Origin of the sequence: Plantibacter sp. CFBP 13570 (genome assembly GCF_014841395.1) — a bacterium.
Classification (GTDB): domain Bacteria; phylum Actinomycetota; class Actinomycetes; order Actinomycetales; family Microbacteriaceae; genus Plantibacter; species Plantibacter auratus.
This window is the reverse complement of the sequence record NZ_JACYTW010000096.1, coordinates 1-9102: the sequence shown is the minus strand read 5'-3', so window position 1 is coordinate 9102 and position 9102 is coordinate 1. Positions and strand designations below refer to the sequence as shown.

9 protein-coding genes are annotated in these 9102 nt (G+C 70.4%); 3 read left to right on the top strand and 6 right to left on the bottom strand.

Going from position 1 to position 9102, the window contains the following annotated elements; genetic code table 11:
* The coding region (locus IFT89_RS18870; RefSeq protein WP_202939728.1) for an ADP-dependent NAD(P)H-hydrate dehydratase at positions 1-727 on the bottom strand (727 nt) is incomplete at its 3' end.
* 140 nt (positions 728-867) lie between these two features.
* Between IFT89_RS18870 and IFT89_RS18865 the strand changes: the two genes are divergently transcribed.
* Positions 868-1944 (top strand): NADH:flavin oxidoreductase/NADH oxidase, encoded by a 1077-nt coding sequence (locus IFT89_RS18865; protein ID WP_202939727.1) that lies wholly within the window; start codon positions 868-870, stop codon positions 1942-1944.
* 75 nt (positions 1945-2019) lie between these two features.
* Here the strand turns inward: IFT89_RS18865 and IFT89_RS18860 are convergent, their stop codons facing one another.
* The 3 genes from IFT89_RS18860 to IFT89_RS18850 all read right to left on the bottom strand — a co-directional run bounded on the left by IFT89_RS18860 (position 2020) and on the right by IFT89_RS18850 (position 5848).
* Positions 2020-3069 (bottom strand): hemolysin family protein, encoded by a 1050-nt coding sequence (locus IFT89_RS18860; protein WP_064295254.1) that lies wholly within the window; start codon positions 3067-3069, stop codon positions 2020-2022.
* Positions 3066-4385, bottom strand: a complete 1320-nt coding sequence (locus IFT89_RS18855; protein WP_137243333.1) for a hemolysin family protein — start codon at positions 4383-4385, stop codon at positions 3066-3068. The genes IFT89_RS18860 and IFT89_RS18855 overlap by 4 nt, the downstream gene beginning before the upstream one ends.
* A 149-nt stretch (positions 4386-4534) precedes the next feature.
* Positions 4535-5848, bottom strand: coding sequence for an MFS transporter (locus IFT89_RS18850; RefSeq protein ID WP_202939730.1), 1314 nt, complete (start codon positions 5846-5848; stop codon positions 4535-4537).
* 203 nt (positions 5849-6051) lie between these two features.
* On the opposite strand from IFT89_RS18850, the gene IFT89_RS18845 reads away from it, so the two are divergent.
* Positions 6052-6897 carry a LysR substrate-binding domain-containing protein gene (locus tag IFT89_RS18845; RefSeq protein WP_202939729.1) on the top strand — a complete coding sequence of 282 codons (846 nt, stop codon included), beginning with the start codon at positions 6052-6054 and terminating at the stop codon, positions 6895-6897.
* A gap of 15 nt (positions 6898-6912) precedes the next feature.
* Here the strand turns inward: IFT89_RS18845 and IFT89_RS18840 are convergent, their stop codons facing one another.
* Both IFT89_RS18840 and IFT89_RS18835 read right to left on the bottom strand, forming a co-directional pair.
* Positions 6913-7212 (bottom strand): hypothetical protein, encoded by a 300-nt coding sequence (locus IFT89_RS18840; RefSeq protein WP_137243334.1) that lies wholly within the window; start codon positions 7210-7212, stop codon positions 6913-6915.
* Positions 7213-7260: 48 nt separating this feature from the next.
* Positions 7261-8700, bottom strand: coding sequence for a GuaB1 family IMP dehydrogenase-related protein (locus IFT89_RS18835; RefSeq protein ID WP_202939726.1), 1440 nt, complete (start codon positions 8698-8700; stop codon positions 7261-7263).
* 146 nt (positions 8701-8846) lie between these two features.
* On the opposite strand from IFT89_RS18835, the gene IFT89_RS18830 reads away from it, so the two are divergent.
* The coding region (locus IFT89_RS18830) for a 2-oxoglutarate dehydrogenase E1 subunit family protein (RefSeq protein WP_213014332.1) at positions 8847-9102 on the top strand (256 nt) is incomplete at its 3' end.

Genomic DNA, 9102 nt, shown 5'->3' with positions numbered 1-9102 from the left:
CGGGGTCGGCGAGCACGCGCTCGGCGTTCGTGGCGACGAGCGCCCCGATGATCCCGGCCAGGGCGTCGCCGGTGCCGGCGGTCGCGAGCCAGGGCGATCCGCCGGAGACCGTGATGGCGTCGCCGTCAGGCGCGACCACGTGGGTCGTGCCGCCTTTCAGCACCACGACGATGCCGAGGCGGGCGGCGACGTCGGCCGCGTACGACACCGGGTCGGCACGGATGGCCTCGACCTCGGCCGGGCTCCCCAGGCCGCTCAACATGGTCGCCAGTTCACCGACGTGGGGTGTGGCCACGATGCGCCACGACTCGTCGACACCGAACGCCCGCTGGTGGGCACCTGCGGCGACGCGACGGAGTGAACCGGCATCGGCGACGACCGGCTCGCCCCCGTGCAGGGCGGCGTCGAGCAGGGAGCTCTCCTCGCGGGTCAGCTTGCCGGGGTCCATGCCGGAGCCGATGAGCCACGCCTGCACGCGCCCCTCCGCCGTCACGATCTCGGGGCGGCGCTGCAGCACGAGGTTCGCCGGTCGGTCCGCGCCGAGGTAACGGACCATGCCGACGCCGGTGCGGATCGCCGCCTCGACACCGATGACGGCGGCACCCGGGTAGCGGTCGGACCCGGTCACGACGCCGAGGACACCCCGGGAGTACTTGTCCGATTCGGCGTCGGGCACGGCGATCCAGTCGCGTGCGTCGGCAGGGGTCCAGAGTCGCGGTTCGGCCATGCCATCACCCTAGGCCAGTCGTCGCGGCGGACTGACGCTGAGCCGTCGATCGTCGGTCATCCCGGAGACGGGAATCCGAGCGCGCGCCGGGACGTTGAGCCGGGTGGCGACGCCCGTCGCCCAGAGACCCGAGGAGTTCCGTGCCCCAGCTGTTCGATCCGATCACCATCCGCGACCTCACCATCCCCAACCGCCTGTGGATCGCCCCGATGTGCCAGTACAGCGTCGCCGCCCAGGACGGCGTCCCGACCGACTGGCACCTCATGCACCTCGGCCAGTTCGCGGCGGGCGGCTTCGGCCTCGTCATCTCCGAGGCGGCGGCGATCAGCCCCGAGGGTCGGATCTCGCCCCAGGACGCAGGCATCTGGAACGACGAACAGCGCGAGGCCTGGCGACGGATCACCGCGTTCATCACCGAGCAGGGTTCCGTCCCCGGCATCCAGCTCGCGCACGCCGGCCGGAAGGCCTCCACGTTCGCCCCCTGGGGCACCGACGGACACGGCAGTGTGCCGATCGAGGAGGGTGGCTGGTCGACGGTCGCTCCATCGCCCGAGGCCTTCCCGGGCTACGCGGTTCCGGAGGCCCTCGACGACGAGGGGATCGACCGCGTCGTCGACGACTTCCGCGCGGCGGCCGTCCGGTCGGTCGACGCCGGCTTCCAGGTGATCGAACTCCACGCGGCGCACGGCTACCTGCTGCACCAGTTCCTCTCACCACTCGTCAACCACCGCGAGGACGGCTACGGCGGCTCGCTCGAGAACCGGGCCAAGCTCCTTCTGCGGGTCGTCGAAGCGGTTCGCGGGGTCCTCCCGGCCGGTCTCCCGTTGTTCGTCCGGTTCTCGGCCACGGACTGGGTGGACGACGGATGGGATGAACACCAGACCGCGACCGTCGCCGCCTGGTGCGCCGAGCGCGGGGCCGACTTCTTCGACATCTCCACCGGTGGAGCCGTCGGCGGCGTCCGCATCCCGCTCTCCCCCGGGTACCAGGTCCCATTCGCCGCGCACATCGGGTCGACGGGTGTCGACACGAGCGCCGTCGGACTCATCACCGACGCCCAGCAGGCCGCGGCCATCGTCGCCGACGGGCAGGCGGAGGCGGTCATGGTCGCCCGCGAGGCGCTCCGTGATCCGCACTTCGCGTTGCGCGCCGCCACCGAGCTCGGTGTGGAGGTGGCCTGGCCGGGCCAGTACGAGCGGGCCAAGCCGCGCGCCTGAGCGCGACCCCGACACGACGACGGCCCGCACGCGATCGTGTGCGGGCCGTCGTCGTCTCAGCGCTCAGGCGTCCGATCAGCGACGCCGGGTGGCGTCCTGGACCTCGCCGACGAGCTCCTCGATGATGTCCTCGAGGAAGAGGACCCCGGTGGTGGCGCCCGCTTCGTCGAACACCCGGGCGACGTGCGCTCCCGAGCGGCGCATCGTGGTCAGCGCGTCTTCGACGTCCGAATCCTCGAACACCGACACGAGCTGCCTGATGTGCTTCGCGGGCACCGGCCGCTCCTCGTCGCCACTACCGTCGAGGTCGTCGTACCGCAGCACGTCCTTCAGGTGGAGGTACCCGATCGGCACCGACTCGTCGTCGACGATCACGTACCGCGAGTAGCCGTACTTGGCGACGGCGCGCTCGACGTCCGAGGGGGTGGCCTCCTCCGTGAGCGTGATGAGGCTCCCGAGCGGCAGGGCCACGTCGTGGACCTTCTTCTCGGTGAACTCGAACGCCGCCACGAGCGCACCCGTCGAGTCGGTGAGCACACCCTCGCGGGTGGACTGGTCGACGATGGTCGCCACCTCGTCCAGCGTGAACGCACTCGCGGCCTCGTTCTTCGGCTCCACCCGGAACAGGCGGAGGACGGCGTTCGCGGTCGCGTTGAGGGACACGATGATCGGACGGAAGACGCGCGCCACGAAGACGAGCGGCGGAGCGAGCAGCAGGACCGCGCGATCCGGGATCGAGAAGGAGAGGTTCTTCGGGACCATCTCGCCGAAGACCACGTGGAGATAGGAGACGAGCAGCAGCGCGATGATGAACGCCACCGTGCCGATGGTCTCCTCGGGCCAGCCGGTCAGCGCCAACGGCACCTCCAGCAGGTGGTGGATCGCCGGCTCGGAGACGTTCAGGATGAGCAGCGAGCAGACGGTGATGCCCAACTGACTCGTCGCCAACATGAGCGTGGCGTGTTCCATGGCCCACAGCGCGGTCTTGGCGCTCCGGCTCCCCTGCTCGGCGAGGGGTTCGATCTGCGACCGACGCGCGGAGATGACCGCGAACTCGGCACCGACGAAGAAGGCGTTCGCGAGCAGCAGCACCACGAGCCAGGCGATTCCTGCCCAGTCGCTCATACGTCACCACCGTCCTCCGACACGACGGGTCTCGGGGTGAATCGGATCCGATCGATCCGTCGGCCGTCGAGTCGCTCGACGCGGAGCGTGCCGTCCTCGAGCTCGAGCTCGTCGCCCGAGACCGCGAGTCGTCCGAGCTCGCTCATGACGTAGCCCGCGACCGTCTCGTACGGGCCGTCCTCGGGGACGCGCACGCCGGCTCGCTCGAGGAGCTCGTCGGGACGGAGGCTGCCCGGGAAGGTCGTGGAGTCGCGTCCGCGGACCACTCCGGCACGCGAACGGTCGTGCTCGTCGGCGACCTCGCCCACGAGTTCCTCGACGAGGTCCTCGAGGGTGGTCACGCCGGCGGTGCCGCCGTACTCGTCGACCACGACGGCCATCTGGTATCCGCGTCCGCGCAGCTGCGAGAGCAGCACGTCCAGCTTCATCGTCTCGGGGACGCGCAGGGCCGGCGACTGCAGGGCCGAGACGGGCACCTCGCCGCGTCGGTCGCGCGGGACCGCGATGGCCTGCTTGACATGCACGACACCGGTGATGTCGTCGACGTCGGCATCGGTGACCGGGAAGCGCGAGTGGCCGGTCGACCTCGCGAGGGCGAGCACCGCCTGGGCGGGTTCGCCACGCTGGATCGACGCGATGCGCGGCCTGGGCGTCATGACGTCCGACGCATCGTGGCTCGAGAAGCGGAGGGTGCGGTTGAGCAGGGTCGCGGTGTCGGCCTCGAGTGTGCCCTCGAGCGCCGATCGACGCACGAGCGACGACAGCTCCTCGGCCGTCCGGGCTCCGGACAGCTCCTCCTTGGGCTCGATGCCCATCGACCGCAGCAAGCCGTTGGCGCTGCCGTTGAGGACGACGATGGCGGGCTTGAACACCCAGGTGAAGGCCGTCTGGAACGGCACGACGAACTTGGCCGTCTGTCGGGGCAACGCGAGCGCGAAGTTCTTCGGGACGAGCTCGCCGATGATCATGCTGAGCAGCGTGGCGAGGGTGATCGCGACGATCGTCGCAACGACGGCGACGACGCCCTCGGGGATCCCGATGGAGCCGAGCGGACCGGCGAGCATCGACGACAGCGCCGGCTCCATGGTGTAACCGGTGAGGAGGGTGGTCAGGGTGATCCCGAGCTGCGCGCTCGACAGGTGCGTCGAGGTGATCTTGAGCGCTGCGATCGTCATCGTCAGGCGGGTCTCACCACGGTCGCGGCGGGCCTCGAGATCGGCGCGGTCGAGGTTCACGAGCGCGAACTCGGAGGCGACGAAGAAACCCGTCCCGATGGTCAGTACGAGGCCGACGCCGAGCATGATCCACTCAGACATGACGATCCCGTCCGTGCTGAGCGGTCGATGCCGGAGTGGGGGTTCCGTCGCCCGGGTGGGCGGTCGTCTCCCGTGAGCGGGTCAGCACGGGGCTGGGATGGTGGCCGGGGGATCTGTCTGAAGGAGGGTCGTCCATTGTGCGGACGAGTCTATCGGACATCCGCGGCTGTGGACCCCGGATTTCCGGGGTTCTTCTCAGCCTCCGCGAGACGCCGGCGCTCCTCGGCCGCGCGACGCTTCCGACGCCGCACGAGGAGGAACCGCACGCCGATGCACGCCGCGGCGAGCGCCGGGACCCCGCCCGAGACGATCATGCCCACATGGGCCCCGGCGACCTCGACGAGCCAGCCCATGAGCGGGCCGCCGATCGACTGCCCGCCGAGCAGCACGAGGATGTACAGCGACATCACCCGGCCGCGGATCGCCATGTTGGACGACAGTTGGACGAGGGAGTTCGCCGCCGTGATGAAGAGGAGGTTCGCGACCCCGCCCGCGACGAGCAGGAGGGCGAAGGGGAGGAGCACGGGCATCGCCCCGGCGGCCGCCTGCAGAACGCCGACCGCCGCCGCAGCGACGATCACGATGCGCAGGTCCACACCCCCGCGTCTCGTCGACGCGAGCGCCCCGGTCAGCGCGCCGACGGCGACGAGGGCGTTGAGGAACCCGTAGCCGCTCGCGCCGATGTCGAAGACGTCCGACGCGTAGGCGGCGAGCAGGACCGGCAGGTTGAAGGCGAACACCGACATGAACGCGACCATGATGACCGTCCACCGGATGGCCGGCTTCCGCATGGCGTACCCGAGCCCCTCCTTGAGCTGGCCCTTCGCCTTCGCGACGACCGGGGTCGGGACGAGTTCCGAGACACGCATGAGCGCCAGGGTGAGCACGACGCCGGAGCAGGCGAGCGCGTTGATCGCGAAGGACCACCCGGAACCGACGGCGGTGATGAGGACACCGCCGACGGCCGGACCGACGAGCTGGCCGAGCTGGAAGACGGCGGAGTTGAGGCTGATGGCGTTCCGCAGCCTCGCCGGCCCAACGAGCTCGTTCACGAACACCTGTCTGGCGGGGTTGTCGACGACGGTGACGAGGCCGAGCATGAAGGCGATGACGTAGATGTGCCACACCTCGACCGCGCCGCTGAGCGTCAGGATCGACAGCGCGACCGCGAGGACGGCGGCGAGCGACTGCGTGATCATGAGCAGCACGCGCTTGGAGTAGCGGTCCGCGATCACCCCGCCGAGCAGTCCGAACAGCAGCATGGGCGCGAACTGCATCGCGACCGTGATCCCGACGGCGGCGACGCTGCCGGAGAGCTCGAGGACGAGCCAGTCCTGCGCGATGCGCTGCATCCCGATCGCGGTCGTCACGACGATGTGTCCGATCGTGAAGAGTCGGAAGTTCGGGACGCGGAGCGAGGAGAAGGTGTCCCGCCAGGCGGGGCGCTCCCCCACGATCGGCATGGGGGCGGTGGGCGGCGGCGGAGCGACGGCGGTGTCGGAGGGAGGGGTCACGGAGAGAGCCAGCGTTTCGTATGTCGAGTGCGTGTCGTATGGGTGGAGCCGCGGAGGCCGTCGGCTCCCATCCACGCTATTGCCGACGCGGCCATTTCCGAGCAGGATGATCCCTATCAGTCCTATTCGATTCCCGAATGATCGGCTCACGCATGTTCGACCCCGCACTGCTGCGCACCTTCCTTGCCGTCGCCGAGACGAAGAACTTCACGCGCGCTGCCGCGCAGCTCGGGTTGAGCCAGCCGACGGTCAGTCAGCAGATCCGACGGCTCGAGGAGGCCGCCGGCCGGTGGCTCGTCGTCCGGGACACGAGGGCGGTCCGCCTGACCGACAACGGTGACGCGATGGCCGGGTTCGCGCGGACCATCCTCGCTGCACACGCCTCGGCGGAGAGCTACTTCACCGGCTCGGCGATGAGCGGTCGCCTCCGCTTCGGGGCCGCCGACGACCTCGCGATGACCCAGCTCCCCCGGATCCTGCGGCACTTCCGTCAGGGTCACCCGCAGCTGAACCTCGAACTCACCGTGAACCAGAGCGGGCCGCTCTACCGTCGGCTGAAGGCGGGCGCCCTCGACCTCATCTTCATCAAGATGCACCCAGGCCAGAACGAGGGCAAGCTCGTACGGACCGACTCGATGGTCTGGGTCGGTCTCGAGAAGACCACGATCGAACCGGGCCAGCCCGTCCCCCTCATCGCCTACCAGGATCCGAGTCTCTCCCGGCAGCTGGCGATCGACGCCCTCGAGGCCGCCGGGCGCACCTGGCGGATCACCTGCAGTACCAGGGAGGTGAACGGCGTCCTCGCGGCGGTGCGGGCCGGGCTCGGCGTCGCGGTCTTCCCGCGCAGCCTGATCCCGAGCGACCTCGTCATGCTGAGCAACCGGCTGGAACTCCCGCCCCTGGGCGGCGTCGACTTCACTCTGCTCGCGAACCCGTTGGAGGCGGCCGGCCCGGTGGAGGCACTCTCCTCGGCCATCATGGACCGGTCGCTCGCCTGAGCGAGCACACGGCGGTCAGGCGTCGACGGACTCCGACGCATCGGCGAACGGCGCCGGGATGAGGTAGGTCTCGCGGACCTCGGCCGATTCGTGCGGGCCGCTACCGTCGGGCGCGGTGAAGGGTTCGTCGAACTCGACGATCCACGTCGTCAGCTGTTCGGTCCACACCGAGACGAACGCCGCGGCGCGCTGGCGGCCGGGCGCGACGATGACCCCGGAGGCACGCTCCCCCGTCGAGGGATCGGATCCCGGGTCCACGAGCACGAGGACCTGCATGCCGACACCGAACCCGTGCGTCCCACCGTTCACCACCATGGGCCCATCATCCCACCGCGGTCGTGCGCGCCGCACCAGCGCCCCGGCTCACCAGGAGACGGGCAGCGCCTTGCCCTCCTCGTACCCGGCGGCCGACTGGACGCCGACGATGGCGCGCTCGTGGAAGCCGGGGACCGAGTCGGCACCCGCGTAGGTGAACGACGAGCGCACACCGGCGGTGATCATGTCGAGGAGGTCCTCGACCGAGGGCCGGAGCGGGTCGATCGTGATGCGGGAGGACGAGATGCCCTCGGCGAAGAGCGTCTTCCGCGCGAGTTCGAACGGGTCGAGTCGACCGAAGCGCTCGTGCACGGCCTTGGTCGACGCCATGCCCCAGCTCTCCTTGTAGAGCGACCCGTCAGCGGCGCGCTGCAGCTCACCGGGGGCTTCGATCGTGCCGGCGAACCAGGACCCGATCATGACCGAGGACGCACCGGCCGCGAGGGCGAGGGCGACGTCGCGGGGGTAGCGGACGCCACCGTCCGCCCAGACCTTCGCGCCGAGTGCGCGGGCGGTCGCGGCCGTCTCGAGCACGGCCGAGAACTGCGGACGTCCGACCGCCGTCATCATCCGCGTGGTGCACATCGCACCGGGTCCGACACCGACCTTGAGGATGTCCGCACCGGCGTCGACGAGGTCCTGCACCGCGACGGCGGACACGACGTTGCCGGCGACGATCGGGAGGCCGAGACCGAGCGCACGGACGGCCGCGATCGCGCAGAGCATGCCCTCCTGGTGCCCGTGGGCGGTGTCGATCACGAGGACGTCCACCCCGGCGGCGGCGAGCGCCTGCGCCTTGACGGCGACGTCGCCGTTGATGCCGATCGCCGCGGCGACCCGGAGCCGGCCCGACGCGTCGAGCGCCGGCGTGTAGATGGTCGACCGGAGCGCGCTCGTCCGGCTGAGGGTGCCGACGACGGCGCCGTGGTGCAGCACGGGCGCGAACTCGAGGTCGGCGGCGACCATGAGGTCGAACGCGGCCCGGCCACCGGTCACGTCGTCGGCGTCGATCGAGGCGAGCGACCCGCGAGCGAGGTCGCCGAGCCGTGCGTCGGGCAGCGCCGTGGCGAGACGTGCGGCCGGGATGCAGCCGGCGAAGGCGTCGCGCTCGTCGTGGAGCACGATGCCGTGACCGGCGACCGCGGGGATCAGGCGCAGGGCGTCGGCCGCGGTCTGATCGGCGCGCATGATCAGCGGCGTGTCGAAGGCGACCGGCTGCTCCTTGACCCAGCGGATCGCCGCGTCGAGCTCTTGGAGCGGCATGTCCTGCGGCAGGACGCCGAGTCCGCCGCGCCGCGCCAGTGCCGCCGCGAGGCGTGGCCCGGTGACGGAGTTCATGTTGGCGGAGACGATCGGGATCGTGGCGCCGGTGCCGTCGTCCGGAGCCAGGTCGACGTCGAGTCGACTCGTGATCCCGGAGCGGCTGGGGACGAGGAACACGTCCGAGTACGTCAGGTCGTGGCTGGGAATCTCACCGATGAACCGCATGAGAACACCGTATCCCGACCGGCGTCCGAGCCGCACCGACGACGGAATGGGTTTAGGCTTGATGACTGGATCGTGCGGGCATGTTCCCTGCCTGCAAACAGTGAGAATTCAACGGAGAGAGTGGGCGATCGACGGTGTCGAGCCAGATGACCGGAGTGGGCGCCGATGACGGCGCAACGAACGAATTCGGAGCCAATGAATGGCTCGTCGACGAGATGTACGAGCAGTACCTCGTCGACAAGGATTCCGTGGACCGCTCCTGGTGGCCGATCCTCGAGCACTACCGGCCGGTGAACGGCGCAGCCCAGGGAACGACGGGCGGCCAGTCGGACGACGATGCGGCAGCCGCCGGCGCCACGGCGTCGGCCCCCACCCCTGCGGCGGCGGACGAGGCGGCGGCCC

Bases quoted from the DNA above. Each gene is read 5' to 3' on its own strand.
- IFT89_RS18840 (WP_137243334.1), bottom strand. From the start codon at position 7,212: ATGGTGGTGAACGGTGGGACGCACGGGTTCGGTGTCGGCATGCAGGTC.
- IFT89_RS18860 (WP_064295254.1), bottom strand. From the start codon at position 3,069: ATGAGCGACTGGGCAGGAATCGCCTGGCTCGTGGTGCTGCTGCTCGCG.
- IFT89_RS18855 (WP_137243333.1), bottom strand. From the start codon at position 4,385: ATGTCTGAGTGGATCATGCTCGGCGTCGGCCTCGTACTGACCATCGGG.
- IFT89_RS18835 (WP_202939726.1), bottom strand. From the start codon at position 8,700: ATGCGGTTCATCGGTGAGATTCCCAGCCACGACCTGACGTACTCGGAC.
- IFT89_RS18850 (WP_202939730.1), bottom strand. From the start codon at position 5,848: ATGCCGATCGTGGGGGAGCGCCCCGCCTGGCGGGACACCTTCTCCTCG.
- IFT89_RS18845 (WP_202939729.1), top strand. From the start codon at position 6,052: ATGTTCGACCCCGCACTGCTGCGCACCTTCCTTGCCGTCGCCGAGACG.